The sequence below is a fragment of the Neisseria gonorrhoeae genome (genome assembly GCF_003315235.1).
In the GTDB taxonomy this organism is placed as follows: Bacteria; Pseudomonadota; Gammaproteobacteria; order Burkholderiales; family Neisseriaceae; genus Neisseria; species Neisseria gonorrhoeae.
In genome coordinates, this window is the sequence record NZ_QNRU01000023.1 from 1 (window position 1) to 15,175 (window position 15,175).

Annotated in this window: 16 protein-coding genes and 1 pseudogene; 11 read left to right on the plus strand and 6 right to left on the minus strand. The window is 55.0% G+C overall.

What is annotated here, in order from left to right; translation table 11 throughout:
- Together DFR77_RS09135 and DFR77_RS09145 are read right to left on the minus strand one after the other, a co-directional pair.
- A pseudogene (locus DFR77_RS09135) lies at positions 1 to 352 on the minus strand (IS1595 family transposase); the annotation flags it as partial.
- A 289-nt stretch (positions 353 to 641) separates the two neighbouring features.
- A complete protein-coding gene (locus DFR77_RS09145) occupies positions 642 to 1,427 on the minus strand; it encodes an inositol monophosphatase family protein (RefSeq protein WP_003688815.1) in 786 nt (261 codons plus the stop codon).
- A gap of 243 nt (positions 1,428 to 1,670) precedes the next feature.
- On the opposite strand from DFR77_RS09145, the gene DFR77_RS09155 reads away from it, so the two are divergent.
- The 3 genes from DFR77_RS09155 to DFR77_RS09165 are packed head-to-tail and all read left to right on the plus strand — an operon-like array spanning position 1,671 to position 4,688.
- Complete coding sequence (locus tag DFR77_RS09155; protein ID WP_003688817.1) at positions 1,671 to 2,486, plus strand: RNA methyltransferase; 816 nt, start codon at positions 1,671 to 1,673, stop codon at positions 2,484 to 2,486.
- A 40-nt stretch (positions 2,487 to 2,526) separates the two neighbouring features.
- Positions 2,527 to 3,396 carry a DUF1853 family protein gene (locus DFR77_RS09160; RefSeq protein WP_003691269.1) on the plus strand — a complete coding sequence of 290 codons (870 nt, stop codon included), beginning with the start codon at positions 2,527 to 2,529 and terminating at the stop codon, positions 3,394 to 3,396.
- A gap of 35 nt (positions 3,397 to 3,431) precedes the next feature.
- Positions 3,432 to 4,688: an RsmB/NOP family class I SAM-dependent RNA methyltransferase gene (locus DFR77_RS09165; RefSeq protein WP_003688821.1), complete on the plus strand. Its 1,257-nt coding sequence runs from the start codon at positions 3,432 to 3,434 to the stop codon at positions 4,686 to 4,688.
- Between the two features lie 57 nt (positions 4,689 to 4,745).
- On the opposite strand, the gene DFR77_RS13410 is transcribed toward DFR77_RS09165, so the two are convergent.
- Positions 4,746 to 4,886: a hypothetical protein gene (locus DFR77_RS13410; RefSeq protein ID WP_162098116.1), complete on the minus strand. Its 141-nt coding sequence runs from the start codon at positions 4,884 to 4,886 to the stop codon at positions 4,746 to 4,748.
- Positions 4,887 to 5,033: 147 nt separating this feature from the next.
- On the opposite strand from DFR77_RS13410, the gene DFR77_RS09175 reads away from it, so the two are divergent.
- On the plus strand, positions 5,034 to 5,462 hold the full coding sequence (locus DFR77_RS09175) for a DUF4124 domain-containing protein (protein ID WP_003688825.1): 429 nt from the start codon (positions 5,034 to 5,036) through the stop codon (positions 5,460 to 5,462).
- 48 nt (positions 5,463 to 5,510) lie between these two features.
- On the opposite strand, the gene DFR77_RS09180 is transcribed toward DFR77_RS09175, so the two are convergent.
- Both DFR77_RS09180 and DFR77_RS09185 read right to left on the minus strand, forming a co-directional pair.
- A complete protein-coding gene (locus tag DFR77_RS09180; RefSeq protein ID WP_003688827.1) occupies positions 5,511 to 6,854 on the minus strand; it encodes an aldehyde dehydrogenase family protein in 1,344 nt (447 codons plus the stop codon).
- A gap of 4 nt (positions 6,855 to 6,858) precedes the next feature.
- On the minus strand, positions 6,859 to 7,512 hold the full coding sequence (locus DFR77_RS09185) for a MarC family protein (protein ID WP_003688829.1): 654 nt from the start codon (positions 7,510 to 7,512) through the stop codon (positions 6,859 to 6,861).
- Positions 7,513 to 7,661: 149 nt separating this feature from the next.
- Between DFR77_RS09185 and gatC the strand changes: the two genes are divergently transcribed.
- The 5 genes from gatC (at position 7,662) to DFR77_RS09210 (ending at position 13,093) form a co-directional block, all read left to right on the plus strand.
- Complete coding sequence (gatC, locus tag DFR77_RS09190; RefSeq protein WP_003688831.1) at positions 7,662 to 7,952, plus strand: Asp-tRNA(Asn)/Glu-tRNA(Gln) amidotransferase subunit GatC; 291 nt, start codon at positions 7,662 to 7,664, stop codon at positions 7,950 to 7,952.
- A 62-nt stretch (positions 7,953 to 8,014) separates the two neighbouring features.
- Complete coding sequence (gene gatA, locus DFR77_RS09195) at positions 8,015 to 9,460, plus strand: Asp-tRNA(Asn)/Glu-tRNA(Gln) amidotransferase subunit GatA (RefSeq protein WP_003688833.1); 1,446 nt, start codon at positions 8,015 to 8,017, stop codon at positions 9,458 to 9,460.
- The gene (locus DFR77_RS09200; protein WP_003688835.1) at positions 9,457 to 10,389 is read left to right on the plus strand and encodes a VirK/YbjX family protein; all 933 of its coding nucleotides are present in this window, start codon (positions 9,457 to 9,459) and stop codon (positions 10,387 to 10,389) included. The genes gatA and DFR77_RS09200 overlap by 4 nt, the downstream gene beginning before the upstream one ends.
- A 42-nt stretch (positions 10,390 to 10,431) precedes the next feature.
- A complete protein-coding gene (gatB, locus tag DFR77_RS09205; protein ID WP_003703944.1) occupies positions 10,432 to 11,862 on the plus strand; it encodes an Asp-tRNA(Asn)/Glu-tRNA(Gln) amidotransferase subunit GatB in 1,431 nt (476 codons plus the stop codon).
- A 226-nt stretch (positions 11,863 to 12,088) separates the two neighbouring features.
- Positions 12,089 to 13,093, plus strand: a complete 1,005-nt coding sequence (locus DFR77_RS09210; RefSeq protein ID WP_113852109.1) for a 2Fe-2S iron-sulfur cluster-binding protein — start codon at positions 12,089 to 12,091, stop codon at positions 13,091 to 13,093.
- A gap of 129 nt (positions 13,094 to 13,222) precedes the next feature.
- On the opposite strand, the gene pdxH is transcribed toward DFR77_RS09210, so the two are convergent.
- Positions 13,223 to 13,855, minus strand: a complete 633-nt coding sequence (pdxH, locus tag DFR77_RS09215) for a pyridoxamine 5'-phosphate oxidase (RefSeq protein WP_003688841.1) — start codon at positions 13,853 to 13,855, stop codon at positions 13,223 to 13,225.
- A gap of 59 nt (positions 13,856 to 13,914) precedes the next feature.
- On the opposite strand from pdxH, the gene DFR77_RS13415 reads away from it, so the two are divergent.
- Both DFR77_RS13415 and DFR77_RS09220 read left to right on the plus strand, forming a co-directional pair.
- Positions 13,915 to 14,067 carry a hypothetical protein gene (locus DFR77_RS13415; protein WP_003695397.1) on the plus strand — a complete coding sequence of 51 codons (153 nt, stop codon included), beginning with the start codon at positions 13,915 to 13,917 and terminating at the stop codon, positions 14,065 to 14,067.
- Between the two features lie 8 nt (positions 14,068 to 14,075).
- Entirely contained in the window at positions 14,076 to 15,125 is a 1,050-nt protein-coding gene (locus DFR77_RS09220) for a pseudouridine synthase (protein WP_003698531.1), read from the plus strand.
- The last annotated feature ends 50 nt before the right edge of the window (positions 15,126 to 15,175 follow it).

Sequence of the window (15,175 nt, forward strand, 5' to 3'; positions counted from 1 at the left end):
AGGCTCGGCATCGTCCGCGGCAACGGTATAGGCCCGCCCGTTGCGTTTCGGAATGCCGAAGACAACCGCTTTTCCTGCCGCGCCGCGACCGCGTCCGCCTTTACGCCGTACGCCGAAACAGCTTGCGCCCGGCCCGGCGGGGCCCTCGAAAACCTCATCGGCAGCCAAGGCCAAACGATGGTTGGTAACCGTGCGGATTTTACGGTAAAACAGTGCCGCCGAATCGGGATGGATACCCAAAATATCGGCGGCAGAACGGGCGGTAACTTCCGGTACAAAAGAACGGAGCGGTTCTTTTTGTACTTCTTTCTTTAATTTGCAGTGTGTTATCTTCATATTTCGAGGGTAACATATCTGCTAATCTGGTACAGACCCTTGTTTTTTATTCCCCGGTGTCTGTTTTCTGCCACAGCCGATTTAGATTCCAGCAAACCGCCTTTAAACAATTGAAAGAAAAGGGACAAATTGCACAGGGTTCTCCGTTTAACCAGATACGGATTTCCATTCCCGGCAATTTCGGGCATTTGACCGTTTCCGCCTTCCTGCCCCGCCGCCAATAAAAATGCCGTCTGAAATATCGGCACGATACTTCAGACGGCATACCCGCCCGTTTTCCCGCATTTCCGGGAGCTGGCTGAAATTTAAACGTGTGCGGAAATGATTTTTAACATTTGCGCCAGTACTTTGGGATTCGCAGCCACAATATCGCCGCTTTCCAACCAAGCGTCCTCACCCGACATATCGGTAACGATGCCGCCTGCTTCTTGGACAATCAATGCACCGGCGGCAATGTCCCACGGTTTGAGGTTGAACTCGAAAAAGCCGTCAAAACGTCCTGTTGCTACGGCGCACAAATCCAAAGAAGCCGCGCCTTCGCGGCGGCCTCCGGCGGTTTTTGCCAAAAAGTCTTTCAAAATCGCCAGATATTTGTCCATCATGCTTTGATCGACAACAGGGAAGCCGGTACCGATCAGGCAGCGGTTCAATTCGATGCGGTTGGAGACACGGATGCGGCGGTCGTTAAGCAACGCGCCTTTACCGCGCGAAGCCATGTACACGTCGTTACGTTCGGGGGCGTACACCAAAGCTTCCTGCAACACGCCTTTGTGCAGCAGTGCCATAGAGATGGCGTATTGGGGATGGCCGTGAAGGAAATTGGTCGTCCCGTCGAGCGGATCGATAATCCATTCGTACTCGGCTGTAGCTTTGCCGTGGAAGCCGCTTTCTTCGCAAGTGATTTTGTGATGCGGATAGGCTTCTTTCAAAGCCTCAACCAGGATGATTTCGGAATTGCGGTCAACATCGGAAACAAAATCGTTGAAGGCTTTGCTGTCGGTTTTGACGGCATCGAGGTTACCTGCGGCGCGAATCATCATCTGACCGGCACGGCGGGCGGCTTTAAAGGCTGTATTCAAAAACGGATTCATCAGATTTCCTTAAGGGTGGCATACCGCCGGTTCGGACGTGCAGTCCTTCGGAGCGGCAAAATCGGAGTTTATCTGGTTGGGGCAAACCCTGCCAAATCGGGTAAAATACCGCCTGACGCGTGTCTGCTTCAGGCGCAACGTTAAATTTCCGACGTTGTTAAAGAACAGTTCAAACGGCATTTCACCGTCCGAACGAAAAAGACGGCGCATTATACCCTATTCCATTCCGACCGAAAACCGAACATGACTGCTCTCAAACCCGCCCTGCCCGACTACCTCGGCAACATCCGCATCATCCTCACACGCACCAGCCACCCCGCCAACATCGGCTCTGCCGCACGCGCGATGAAAACGATGGGTCTGCACAGGCTGACCATCGTCACCCCCAATCTGATGGCAACGCCGATGACGGAAAATCCGCCCGTTTTTAATCCCGATGACGTGCAAAGTTTTGCACTGCCTGAAGAAAGTTTCATCCTCGCTTCCGGCGCGGCGGACGTATTGCACAACGCCGAAATCGTCGCCACACTGGACGAAGCCCTTGCCGACACCACCATCGCCTGCGCCCTGACCAGCCGCCGCCGCGAAATCACCGCGCCGCTGCAAACCCCGCGCGATTTGGTGCCCGAATTACTGCAGGCCGCCAACCGCGGCGAGAAAGTGGCGCTGGTCTTCGGCAACGAGACTTTCGGCTTGAGCATCGAAGAAGTCCGAGCGTGCAACCGACTGATGACCATCAACGGCAACCCCGACTATTTCTCGCTCAACCTCGCCCAAGCCGTGCAGGTCGTGTGCTACGAAATTTTCAGCCAAACCGATTCGCCCATGACCCATCTTCAACAGGAAGACCACGCCGCAACCCACGAGCAAATCAAAGGCATGCTCGCCCACATGGAAAGCGTGATGGACGACATCGGCTTTTTCAACCGCCGCAACGGCGAGCGTCTGATGCGCCGTATGCAGAGCCTATTCGGACGCGCCAACACGCAAACCGAAGACATCGACATCCTGCGCGGTTTTTTCAATACCGTCAGCCACCGTATCCATAAAAAAGACTGATTAAGGCCGTCTGAAAACATTACAAGCTTTTTCAGACGGCATGACTGATATTCGGATAAGCATGAATTACGCCCTAGACGCATTATGGTGGAAACTCACCAGCCAACCCGTCCGCGACCTCGCCTCGCTGCTGACTGCGCCGCCTTTGTGGCAAAGCGGTTGCGAATTGAGCGTGCGCGAACTACTGGGGGAACGCGGTTTCCGCTACCTTTTAGCATTGGATGCCGATCCCGCGCCGCTGACGGATTACCTTGCACAACGCGCCCCGTTCGACCACCGTCTCGGCATTTATGCCGAAGAGCTGCTGGCTTTTTGGTTTACCAACGCACCGCACACCAAACTGCACGCATATAATCTGACCGTTTTTTCAGACGGCCAAACTTTAGGCGCCGCGGATTTTGTCGTTTCCCTCAACCAACAGCCCTATCATATCGAGCTGGCGTGTAAATACTACGGCGGAGACCAAGTGCAGAACCTGCGCGGTCTCAATCCCAAAGACACGCTGACGGACAAAGCCGCCAAATTGGTGCAGCAATTCCAGCTGGTGCATACGTCGCAAGGCAAAGCAACCTTAGCCGCACAAGACCTGCCGGAAAATCCACTTCCTGCTTCCATCGTGCGCGGCATCGGATTTTTTCCACAAGGTTTCCATGCTTTTGAGCCGCCGCTTAATCCATACGGCTGGCGCGGCATCTATATTCAAGATTGGGCGGAATACGGGTTTGAACGCCAAGAAGCGCGCTATCACCTGCTCGACCGCATGGTCTATCTCGCGCCTGCGCGTGTCGCCGAAACCGAAACATTAAACGCAACCGAAATCCGCCGCATCGACCAAGGCTTGATTGCCGTTTTGGAATGTCGGCCGGACGGCTTTTGGCACGAAATCGAACGTATTATGAAGGCCGTCTGAAACCCTTTACCAACTTTAAGAGAACCCATTACATTATGAACGCCGCACAACTCGACCATACCGCCAAAGTTTTGGCTGAAATGCTGACTTTCAAACAGCCTGCCGATGCCGTCCTCTCCGCCTATTTCCGCAAACACAAAAAGCTCGGCCGCCAAGACCGCCACGAAATCGCCGAAACCGCCTTTGCCGCGTTGCGACACTATCAAAAAATCAGTACCGCCCTGCGCCGTCCGCACGCGCAGCCGCGCAAAGCCGCACTCGCCGCGCTGGTTCTCGGCAGAAGTACCAACATCAGCCAAATCAAAGACCTGCTTGATGAAGAAGAAACAGAGTTTTTCGGCAATTTGAAAGCCCGTAAAACCGAGTTTTCAGACGGCCTGAATACCGCCGCAGAATTGCCGCAATGGCTGGTGGAACAACTGCAACAGCATTGGAGCGAAGAAGAAATCCTCGCTTTCGGCCGCAGCATCAACCAAGCTGCGCCGCTCGACATCCGCGTCAATACCTTGAAAGGCAAACGCGACAAAGTATTGCCATTGTTGCAAGCCGAAAGCCCCGATGCAGAGGCAACGCCTTATTCTCCTTGGGGCATCCGCCTGAAAAACAAAATCGCGCTTAACAAACACGAACTGTTTTTGGACGGCACGCTGGAAGTCCAAGGCGAAGGCAGCCAGCTGCTTGCCTTATTGGTGGGCGCAAAACGCGGCGAAATCATTGTGGATTTCTGTGCCGGAGCCGGCGGTAAAACCTTGGCTGTCGGCGCCCAAATGGCCAACAAAGGCAGAATCTACGCCTTCGACATCGCCGAAAAACGCCTTGCCAACCTCAAACCGCGCATGACCCGTGCCGGACTGACCAACATCCACCCCGAACGTATCGGCAGCGAACACGATACCCGTATCGCACGACTGGCAGGCAAAGCCGACCGCGTGTTGGTCGATGCGCCCTGCTCCGGCTTAGGCACACTGCGCCGCAATCCCGACCTCAAATACCGCCAATCCGCCGAGACCGTCGCCAAACTTTTGGAACAGCAACACAGTATCCTCGATGCCGCCTCCAAACTGGTGAAACCGCAAGGCTGTTTGGTTTACGCCACCTGCAGCGTGTTGCCGGAAGAAAACGAACTGCAAATCAAACGTTTCCTGTCCGAACATCCCGAATTTGAACCCGTCAACTGCGCCGAACTGCTGCAAAACCTGAAGGTCGATTTGGATACCGGCAAATACCTGCGCCTCGATTCCGCCCGACACCAAACCGACGGCTTCTTCGCCGCCGTATTGCAACGCAAATAAACCGGTTTGAACAAAATGCCGTCAGAACCCTTTTCAAAGCGTTCGGACGGCATTTCATCAATTAAAAATATCAAAAACCGCAGATTCAACCGATTCAACACCAAAGGCAGAATCACGCGCCTCATCGGATTTTATACGCGCCTGCCTGCAATTTTCTTTTTCTTTGCCAAAATATACGGTAGCATAACCATATTCCAATGATATTTTTGGGAATCTGTTTTACCCCAATATATAAAGCACCATATTAAGGCGGAGTGTCTTCCCTGCCTTGACCCGAACCCGGAAAAGACACCGCCCGAACCAATCCCGATTCTGCCCGGGCAGTCAGCCATCAAGGAAACCCTAATGAACTTTGCTTTATCCGTCATCACATTTACCCTCGCCTCTTTCCTGCCCGTCCCGCCTGCCGGAACCGCCGTCTTTACTTGGAAAGACGGCGGCGGCAACAGCTATTCGGATGTGCCGAAACAGCTTCATCCCGACCAGAGCCAAATCCTCAACCTGCGGACGCTCCAAACCAAACCGGCGGTCAAGCCCAAACCTGCCGTCGATACGAATGCGGACAGTGCGAAGGAAAACGAAAAGGATATCGCCGAGAAAAACGGGCAGCTTGAGGAAGAAAAGAAAAAAATTGCCGAAACCGAACGGCAGAACAAAGAAGAAAACTGCCGGATTTCAAAAATGAACCTGAAGGCGGTGGGAAACTCAAATGCGAAAAACAAGGATGATTTGATCCGTAAATACAATAACGCCGTAAACAAATACTGCCGTTAATCGGCTCTAGCGCAAACCCGATGCCGCCTGAAGCGGCACGGGGTTTGTTTATTTCTGCCAGTAGGTTTTGACGTTGACGAACTCGTACAACCCGAATTCGGACAGTTCGCGCCCGTAACCGGAATCTTTGACTCCGCCGAAAGGCAGGCGCAAATCGCTGCTGGTATGGCGGTTGATAAACACCGATCCGGCCTGTATTTTTTCGGCAAACCGCCAGGCGCGTTCAGTATCGGCGGTATAAATGCAGGCACCGAGCCCGAACGGGGAATCATTGGCAAGGCAGATGGCGTGTTCTTCGTTTTCGGCGCGCAAAATCAGGGCGACGGGGCCGAATACTTCTTCTCTCCAGACGCGGCAGGCAGGATTTACCCTGTCTAAAACCGTCGCAGGGTAAAACCACCCCGACCCCTGTGGAACTTTGCCTCCGGTCAGGCACACCGCGCCGTTTGAAACGGCATCTTCAACCTGCCCGTGAACCCGGTCCCGCAAATCTTCGCGGTGCAGCGGTGCAAGCGTGGTATCGGGATGTTTCGGGTCGCCCATTTTCAATTTGGCGCATTCGGCGAGAAACAGCTGAATAAAGCGGTCGACTGCGGCTTCGGTTACGATGATGCGCTTGGCGGCGTTACACGATTGCCCCGCATCGCGGAAACGGGAATAACAGGCTTCTGCGGCGGCGCGTTCCAAATCGGCATCGGGCATCACGATAAAGGCGTTGCTGCCGCCGAGCTCCAACACGGTTTTCTTGAGGTTTGCGCCCGCATGTGCCGCAAGAATGCGCCCCGTATGCGTCGAACCGGTAAACGCCATCGCATCGGTATCTTCGACTGCCTTGAGCGTGTCCGCCTCATCCAGCCACGCGCCTGCCAGAGGAATACCGTCTGAAGCCAAATCGAACAACGCCCGACTGACGCGTGCCACGCTGGGCGCGGGTTTGACGGCGCACGCGTTGCCCGCGCACATAGCGGGAACGGCGAAACGCAATACCTGCCAGACGGGATAGTTCCAAGGCATGACGGCAAACACCACGCCCAAAGGCTCGAAGCGCACCTGACTCAAACTCGCCTGCGTCGCAATGGTTTTGTGGGCGAGCAGTTCGGGGGCGAGGCGGGCGTAATAGCGTATCAGTTCGATAGACTTGACGATTTCGGCACGGCATTCGTGCAGGCAGCGTCCGACTTCTTCGCACACCATTTCCGCAAAACGCTCTTTTTCCGCCTCCAAACGGCCGGCAAATTTTTGCAGACGCGCGGCACGTTCGGTTACGCCCAATTGCGCGAACGCCCTGCCGTGCATTTTCAAATCCGCCAGCCGCCGTTCAAACTCCGCATAATCTTGATCGGGGCGGCGGTAAAGCGTTTCGCCCGTAAATACATTGACACTGTGAAACATCGAATCAACCTGCCAGTTGCGGGAATATCGTTTTCAGTCCCGACACAATAATCTCCACCGATACCGCCGCCAGCATCATACCCATAATGCGGTTTAAAATCGTCAGCCCCGTCGCGCCCAGCAGGCGGCTGACCTTCCCGGCAACGATTAAAATGGCATAACAAATCGCACTGACCACCAAACCGGCCGCGATAATCAGCGCGATATCGCTGTACGTTTTGGCTGCCGAAGCGTAAATAATCACGGTCGAAATACCGCCCGGACCGATGGTGATCGGTATGGCGATGGGCACGACGGCAATCGCCCCTGCATTGCGGGCGGGGCGCGCTTGCCCCGTTTCCGGCTGCGCGCCGAGATTCTGCTTGGCGGGATTGTCGTTGCCGTTCATCATCGAAATGGCGATCAGCAGCACCAAAATCCCGCCGCCGACCTGAAACGAACCGACGCTGATGCCCAAAACCTTCAATAGCGCACCGCCGATCAGCGCAAATACCGCAATCACGGCAAACACGGCGACGGCGGCCGTCCGCGCGACCTTCCTGCGCTCCTTCGTGCTGTGTCCGTTGGTCAGGTCAAGGTAAAGCGACAACGCGCTAAACGGATTGATCAGCACCAAAAAAGCCACAATCAGCTTGCCGATTTCCATACCCAATCCCATTATTTCCCCTCTTTCAAACCCGTGCGGCAGGCATCCGATGCTGCAAATTGCCGCCGCAACGGATTTTTCCGTTATAATTAAAAATCCAAGCAATACGCCCCATCATACCCGAACGACGGTATCTTTACCATCAGACAAGGATGCTTTTCATGGCACTGACACTTGCCGACGTAGACAAAATCGCCCGACTCTCCCGACTGCAGCTGACTGCGGAAGAAAAAGAAAAATCGCTTCAAGAATTAAACGACATTTTCACTATGGTCGAACAGATGCAGAACATCAACACAGACGGCATCGAGCCGATGGCGCACCCGCACGAGGTCGCCCTCCGCCTGCGTGAAGACGAAGTAACCGAAACCGACCGCGCCGCCGAATACCAAGCCGTTGCGCCGGAAGTACGCAACCGCCTGTACATCGTACCGCAAGTTATCGAAGAATAATCCGAATACGCTTCAGACGGCATCAGCAATACCGCCCGAAGCCCTTTAAGGATGGAAGATTTATGACCCAATACACATTGAAACAGGCAGGCAGCCTGTTGCAGTCCAAACAGATTTCCGCCGTCGAACTGGCAAGCGCATACCTTGCCGCCATTGCCGAAAAAAATCCCGCCCTCAACGGCTACATCACCATCGACCAAGATAAAACCCTCGCCGAAGCCCGTGCCGCCGACGAACGCATCGCACAGGGCAACGCTTCGGCACTTACCGGCGTTCCCGTCGCCTACAAAGACATTTTCTGCCAAACCGGCTGGCGCAGCGCGTGCGCGTCCAAAATGCTCGACAACTTCGTCTCCCCCTACACGGCCACCGTCGTCCAAAACCTGCTCGACGAAGGTATGGTAACGCTCGGCCGCACCAACATGGACGAGTTCGCTATGGGTTCGACCAATGAAAACTCATTCTACGGCGCGGCCAAAAACCCGTGGAATCCGGAACACGTACCCGGCGGTTCGTCAGGCGGTTCCGCCGCCGTCGTTGCCGCGCGCCTCGCCCCTGCCGCGCTCGGTTCGGACACGGGCGGCTCTATCCGCCAACCCGCATCGCACTGCGGCATTACCGGCATCAAACCTACCTACGGCACGGTTTCCCGCTTCGGTATGGTCGCCTACGCCTCCAGCTTCGATCAAGCCGGCCCGATGGCGCAAACCGCCGAAGACTGCGCGATTCTGTTGAATGCAATGGCAGGTTTCGACCCCAAAGACTCCACCAGCTTCGAACGCGAAAAAGAAGACTACACCCGCGATTTGGACAAACCGCTCAAAGGCGTGAAAATCGGCCTGCCCAAAGAATACTTCAGCGAAGGCAACAGCACCGATGTTCAGACGGCATTGCAAAACACCATTGATTTGCTGAAAGCACAAGGCGCGGAACCGGTCGAAGTTTCCCTGCCGCAAACCAAGCTGTCCATCCCCGCCTACTACGTCCTCGCCTCCGCAGAAGCCGGCACCAACCTTTCACGTTACGACGGCGTACGTTACGGACACCGTGCCGCCCAATTCGGCGATTTGGAAGAAATGTACGGCAAAACCCGCGCCGAAGGTTTTGGCAGCGAAGTCAAACGCCGCATCATGATCGGCACTTACGTACTGTCGCACGGCTACTACGATGCCTATTATCTCAAAGCCCAAAAACTGCGCCGCCTCGTTGCCGATGACTTTCAGACGGCATTTGCACGGTGCGACCTCATCCTCGCGCCGACCGCACCCTCCGCCGCACCCAAAATCGGAGCGGATACTTCTCCGGTTGAAACCTACTTGAGCGACATTTACACCATCGCCGTCAACCTCGCCGGACTGCCCGCATTGACCCTGCCCGCAGGCTTCAGCGGCGGCGGACTGCCCGTCGGTGTACAGCTTGTCGGCAACTACTTCGCCGAAGCCAAAATCCTCGGTGCGGCGCATCAAATCCAACTCAACAGCGATTGGCACGGCAAACGACCCGAATGAAGCAGAACCGCACCTTTACCTTCCCCGATTTTCGCACCGTTTACAGCTATGCGCCTTTATATCGGCTGCAACATTTAAAATACACATTGCGAAAATTTTTCGGAAAAAAAGAAATTTACGCCTTCGAGCAGTTTGTCAACGCCTCCCCTATCCGTCAGGGGCTGTTCCTCCACTGCCCGCAGGATGCCTATCCGCTGCTGCGCGAATTTGTTGACAGGCGTTTTAACTGCAAACGCCGTTTAGATGCGATGACGGCAGATTTTCTCATGGCGGAAAAACTCTTCGGCACAGACGTTCTGTGCCAAATGGAAGACTGCCGCTTCCATCTGGTCTTGGCGCACCTTTCAGACGGCATCAGCTTGTGGCTCAACCGCAACGACAACTGCGTCGAAGAAGGCGCGTGGTCTTTATCTTTGCGCGATGAAGCAGGCAACCGGCTGTATATGGCGACCTTCGCCTTTGTCGGCACACACCTGCTGACAGCCTCCGTACAAGGGCCGTCAGGTGAAGAAGCCAAAGACACCGTCCGCCGCATAACCAAACAACTTCACGGCTTACGTCCCCAACAACTGATGGTAACCGCACTGCAATATTTCGCCGCCGCATTAAAATTAGACGGCGCGATAGGCATTGCACAAAAACATCAAGTCAAATTACGCTGGAAACTTAAAAAGCGCGTCAAAATGAATTACGACGCATTCTGGCAGGAATACGGCGCAAGTTTGGAACGGGACGGCTACTGGCATCTTCCCCAAACCCCCGCCCGCAAAGACCTTGCCGACATCGAAAGCAAAAAGCGTTCGATGTACCGCAAGCGTTATGAAATGCTGGACGATATGGTTACAAAGATGAAGGACAGTCTGAAAACAGAAGCACGCGGCATTTCAGACGGCATCCAAACGGAAAAACCGCTCCGCCGGACAGTCTGATGCGAAGACTATCGAATTGATATTTTAGAGAAAGAACCTCCTATGACTTGGGAAACTGTAATCGGCTTGGAAATCCACGTCCAATTGAACACCAAATCCAAAATCTTCAGCGGTGCATCGACCGCATTCGGCGCAGAACCCAACGCGCACGCCAGCGTAGTGGAATGCGCGCTGCCGGGCGTACTGCCGGTAATGAACCGCGAAGTCGTTGAAAAAGCCATCAAATTAGGTTTGGCTTTGGATGCAAAAATCAACCGGAAAAACGTGTTCGACCGCAAAAACTACTTCTATCCCGACTTGCCGAAAGGCTATCAAATCAGCCAGTTGGATTTGCCGATTGTCGAACACGGCAAATTGGAAATCGTGGTCGGCGGCGATGTGAAAACCATCAACGTAACCCGCGCCCATATGGAAGAAGACGCAGGCAAATCCGTGCACGAGGGCTTGAGCGGCGCGACCGGCATCGACCTGAACCGCGCCGGCACGCCGCTGTTGGAAGTGGTATCCGAACCCGAAATGCGCTCCGCCGCCGAAGCCGTTGCCTACGCCAAAGCCTTACACAGCTTGGTAACCTGGCTGGACATTTGCGACGGCAATATGGCGGAAGGTTCGTTCCGCATCGATGCCAACGTATCCGTTCGCCCGAAAGGCCAAGCGGAATTCGGCACGCGCCGCGAAATTAAAAACCTCAATTCCTTCCGTTTCTTGGATCAGGCGATTAATTACGAAGCCGAAGCGCAAATCGAGATTTTGGAAGACGGCGGCACAGTTCAGCAGGCGACGATGCTGTTCGACCCGGAAAAAGGCGAAACCCGCGTGATGCGCCTGAAAGAAGACGCGCACGACTACGGCTACTTCCCCGATCCCGATTTGCTGCCCGTCATCATTTCAGATGCCCAAATGCAAAAAGCCAAAGCAGAAATGCCCGAGCTGCCGAAAGAAATGGCGGCGCGTTTCGTGGCGGATTACGGCGTGTCCGAATACGACGCGCGCCTGCTCACCGCCAGCCGCGTGCAGGCTGCCTATTTTGAAGAAGCCGCCAAAGAGAGCGGACAAGGCAAGCCGACTGCCAACTGGATGAACGGCGAACTTGCCGCTACGCTGAACAAAGAAGGCATGGAACTTGCCGACAGCCCGATTACCGCCCCACGCCTTGCCGCGCTGGTGGGCAAAATTGCCGATGGCACATTAAGCGGCAAACTGGCGAAAAAAGCCTTTGAAGCCATGTGGGCGGAACCGGAAACCAGCATTGCCGAAATCATCGAAAAACACAGTTTGCAACAGATGACCGATACCGGCGCGGTTGAAGCGATGGTGGACGAAGTGCTGGCAAACAACGCCAAAGCCGTGGAACAGTTTAAATCCGGCAACGAAAAAGCCCTGAATGCGATTGTGGGGCAAGTGATGAAGACCAGCAAAGGCAAAGCCAATCCCGCGCAGGTGCAGGAGTTGATTAAAGCCAAACTTGCCTGATAAGCAAGATGCCGTCTGAAACCCAAATCCGACGTTCAGACGGCATTTTCACAGTCTGACCACATTAAAACAGCATAAAAAACAATATTCCACGTTTCAACACACAGGACGACACATAAAATGTCGCCCTGTGTGTTGCCCTGATTTGAAAGGGGTTACGCCCCTCCCAAATAAAGTCTGATCCTATCGGCCTAAAGGGTGGGGTTTCAACCGAAAAGGAAATACGATGAACCACACCGTTACCCTGCCCGACCAAACCACCTTTGCCGCCGGCGACGGCGAAACCGTTTTGTCCGCTGCCGCCCGTCAAAACCTCAATCTGCCCCATTCCTGCAAAAACGGTGTCTGCGGACAATGCAAAGCCGAACTGGCCAGCGGCGATATTCAAATGGGCGGACACTCGGAACAGGCTTTATCCGAAGCAGAAAAAGCGCAAGGCAAGATTTTGATGTGCCGCACCACCGCGCAAAGCGATATCAACATCCCCGGCTGCAAAGCCGATGCCCTACCCGTCCGCACCCTGCCCGCACGCATCGAAAGTATGGTTTTCAAACACGATGTCGCCCTCCTGAAACTTGCCCTGCCCAAAGCCCCGCCGTTTGCCTTCTACGCCGGGCAATACATTGATTTACTGCTGCCGGGCAACGTCAGCCGCAGCTACTCCATCGCCAATTCGCCCGACCAAGAAGGCATTTTGGAACTACACATCCGCAGGCGCGAAAACGGTGTCTGCTCGGAAATGATTTTCGGCAGCGAACCCAAAGTCAAAGAAAAAGGCATCGTCCGCGTTAAAGGCCCGCTCGGTTCGTTTACCTTGCAGGAAGACAGCGGCAAACCCGTCATCCTGCCGGCAACCGACACAGGCTACGCCCCCATCCGCAGCATCCTGCTCGACCTTATCCGCCAAAACAGCAGCCGCGCTGCCCATTTCTACTGGGGCGCGCGTCATCAAGATGATTTGTATGCCCTCGAAGAAGCACAAGGGTTGGCATGCCGTCTGAAAAACACCTGCTTCACCCCCGTATTGTCCCGTCCCGGAGAGGGCTGGCAGGGAAGAAAAGGCCACGTACAAGACATCGCGGCACAAGACCACCCCGACCTGTCGGAATACGAAGTGTTTGCCTGCGGCTCTCCGGCTATGACCGAACAAGCAAAAAATCTGTTTGTGCAACAGCATAAGCTGCCGGAAAACTTGTTTTTCTCCGACGCATTCACGCCGTCCGCATCATAATTCCTCGGTATAAAGAGGATTCGGGCTTTCCGTTCGGAACACAAAAAACTTCCCGTCCGTATTTTCCCCGTGAAAAAATGCCGTCTGAAACCTGATTCCGGTTTTCAGACGGCATATGTTTTTTCCTGTTCAAGGCGACAACCGCTCGCGTATCCAGCCGCCATCCAGCAAACGGTATTGGATGCGGTCGTGCAGCCTGCTCGGCCTGCCCTGCCAAAACTCAATCAAATCGGGAATCACAATATAGCCGCCCCAATGCGGCGGACGCGGCACGTGCAAAGGATGTTTGAGTCCGACCGCCGCCGCCTTTGCCACCAATACCGCCTTGTTCGGAATCACCTCGCTCTGCGCGCTTGCCCACGCACCCAAACGGCTCTGATACGGGCGACTCTCAAAATATTCGTCCGACAACTTCTCCGCCAGCCTTCCGACACGCCCTTCCACGCGCACCTGACGCTCCAGCTCCGGCCAAAAAAACGTCATCGCCGCAAACGGATTGAGTTCCAGCGAACGCCCCTTGCGGCTGTGGTAATTCGTAAAGAAAACAAAACCTTCTGAATTAACCTCCTTCAAAAGCACCATACGGCTGTTGGGCCTCCCGCGCCCGTCGACCGCCGCCACATTGACCGCCGTCGGCTCGTTGACCTCGGCGCGTACCGCCTCGTCCAACCACCGCTCGAACTGCTCGATCGGATTATCGGCGCAATCGGCTTCCGACAATTCCCGTTTGCTGTAATCTTCCCGAATATTGTGCAAATCCATTTACCGCTCCTCTTATCATTTGAAAGATTCTACTCCCGCACGCAAACCGATTTCAACCGTTGCACAAACTTTGTCCCCAAAGCCGCAGCGACGATTTCATCCGCAAAACCGCCGCATCAGGTACAATATCGAACCGTCCGACCGAGGACGGCATTTTATCAACCCGTCCTGCCGCACACGCCGCAGAAGAACCGCCTTATCAGGCGAGTTAGGAAAAATGATGTCCAAGCAACCCACCAGCAAACGCCAATGGCGCGACGGTGCAGCCCCGTCTGCCAAGAAAACCGCCAAACCTTTCAAAAGCAAAGCCCGTCCCAAAGACGAAACGCGCAAAACCGCCGCCCAAGCTTACGGACAAAAAGCTTCAGACGGCATCAAGCTGCAAAACGCCCCCAAACAGCGCGCCGCCAAAGCCAAAAAACTCGTCGTCCGCAATCCCAACCAAAAAATTATGGAACACGCGCGCGATTTGAAAGAACGCCGCAGCGACCTGTCGCGTATGGAACCCGAACGCCTGCAAAAAGTGCTTGCAGCCTCCGGCGTCGGCTCGCGCCGCGAAATGGAAGAATGGATCAACAACGGCTGGGTAACGGTCAACGGCAAAACCGCGCAACTGGGCGACAAAGTTACCCCCGACGACCACGTTACCGTCAAAGGCAGCATCATCAAACTCAAATGGGCCGACCGCCTGCCGCGCATCATCCTGTATTACAAACAAGAAGGCGAAATCGTTTCCCGCGACGACCCGCAAGGCCGCGTCAGCATATTCGACCGCCTGCCGCAGGCCGCCAGCAGCCGCTGGGTCGCCATCGGACGCTTGGACATCAACACCAGCGGACTTCTGATTCTCACTACCTCCGGCGAACTCGTCCAACGTTTCGCCCACCCCAGCTTCGAAGTCGAACGCGAATACGCCGTGCGCGTACTGGGCGGGCTGACTACCGAACAAATGCGCAGTCTCACCGAAGAAGGCGTGATGCTCGAAGACGGCTTGGCAAAAGTCGAACGCATCCGCGAACAAGGCGGCGAAGGCGCAAACAAATGGTACAACATCGTGATTAAAGAAGGCCGCAACCGCGAAGTGCGCCGCATATTCGAAAGCCAAGGCCTCACAGTCAGCCGCCTCGTGCGCGTCGCCTTCGGCCCCATCGGACTGCCCAACCGCCTCAAACGCGGACAGTTCTACGAACTCAACCCCGCCGAAGTCGCCAACATCCTCAAATGGGCGGATATGCTGCTGCCGGGCGAACGCCGCCGCAAAAAAGCCTGAAAGTAAAAATGCCGTCTGAAACACCTGCTGTTTCAGACGGCATTTTATTC

Bases quoted from the DNA above. Each gene is read 5' to 3' on its own strand.
- DFR77_RS09145 (WP_003688815.1), bottom strand. From the start codon at position 1,427: ATGAATCCGTTTTTGAATACAGCCTTTAAAGCCGCCCGCCGTGCCGGT.
- DFR77_RS09155 (WP_003688817.1), top strand. From the start codon at position 1,671: ATGACTGCTCTCAAACCCGCCCTGCCCGACTACCTCGGCAACATCCGC.
- DFR77_RS09160 (WP_003691269.1), top strand. From the start codon at position 2,527: ATGACTGATATTCGGATAAGCATGAATTACGCCCTAGACGCATTATGG.
- DFR77_RS09165 (WP_003688821.1), top strand. From the start codon at position 3,432: ATGAACGCCGCACAACTCGACCATACCGCCAAAGTTTTGGCTGAAATG.
- DFR77_RS09175 (WP_003688825.1), top strand. From the start codon at position 5,034: ATGAACTTTGCTTTATCCGTCATCACATTTACCCTCGCCTCTTTCCTG.
- DFR77_RS09180 (WP_003688827.1), bottom strand. From the start codon at position 6,854: ATGTTTCACAGTGTCAATGTATTTACGGGCGAAACGCTTTACCGCCGC.
- DFR77_RS09185 (WP_003688829.1), bottom strand. From the start codon at position 7,512: ATGGGATTGGGTATGGAAATCGGCAAGCTGATTGTGGCTTTTTTGGTG.
- gatC (WP_003688831.1), top strand. From the start codon at position 7,662: ATGGCACTGACACTTGCCGACGTAGACAAAATCGCCCGACTCTCCCGA.
- gatA (WP_003688833.1), top strand. From the start codon at position 8,015: ATGACCCAATACACATTGAAACAGGCAGGCAGCCTGTTGCAGTCCAAA.
- DFR77_RS09200 (WP_003688835.1), top strand. From the start codon at position 9,457: ATGAAGCAGAACCGCACCTTTACCTTCCCCGATTTTCGCACCGTTTAC.
- gatB (WP_003703944.1), top strand. From the start codon at position 10,432: ATGACTTGGGAAACTGTAATCGGCTTGGAAATCCACGTCCAATTGAAC.
- DFR77_RS09210 (WP_113852109.1), top strand. From the start codon at position 12,089: ATGAACCACACCGTTACCCTGCCCGACCAAACCACCTTTGCCGCCGGC.
- pdxH (WP_003688841.1), bottom strand. From the start codon at position 13,855: ATGGATTTGCACAATATTCGGGAAGATTACAGCAAACGGGAATTGTCG.
- DFR77_RS09220 (WP_003698531.1), top strand. From the start codon at position 14,076: ATGTCCAAGCAACCCACCAGCAAACGCCAATGGCGCGACGGTGCAGCC.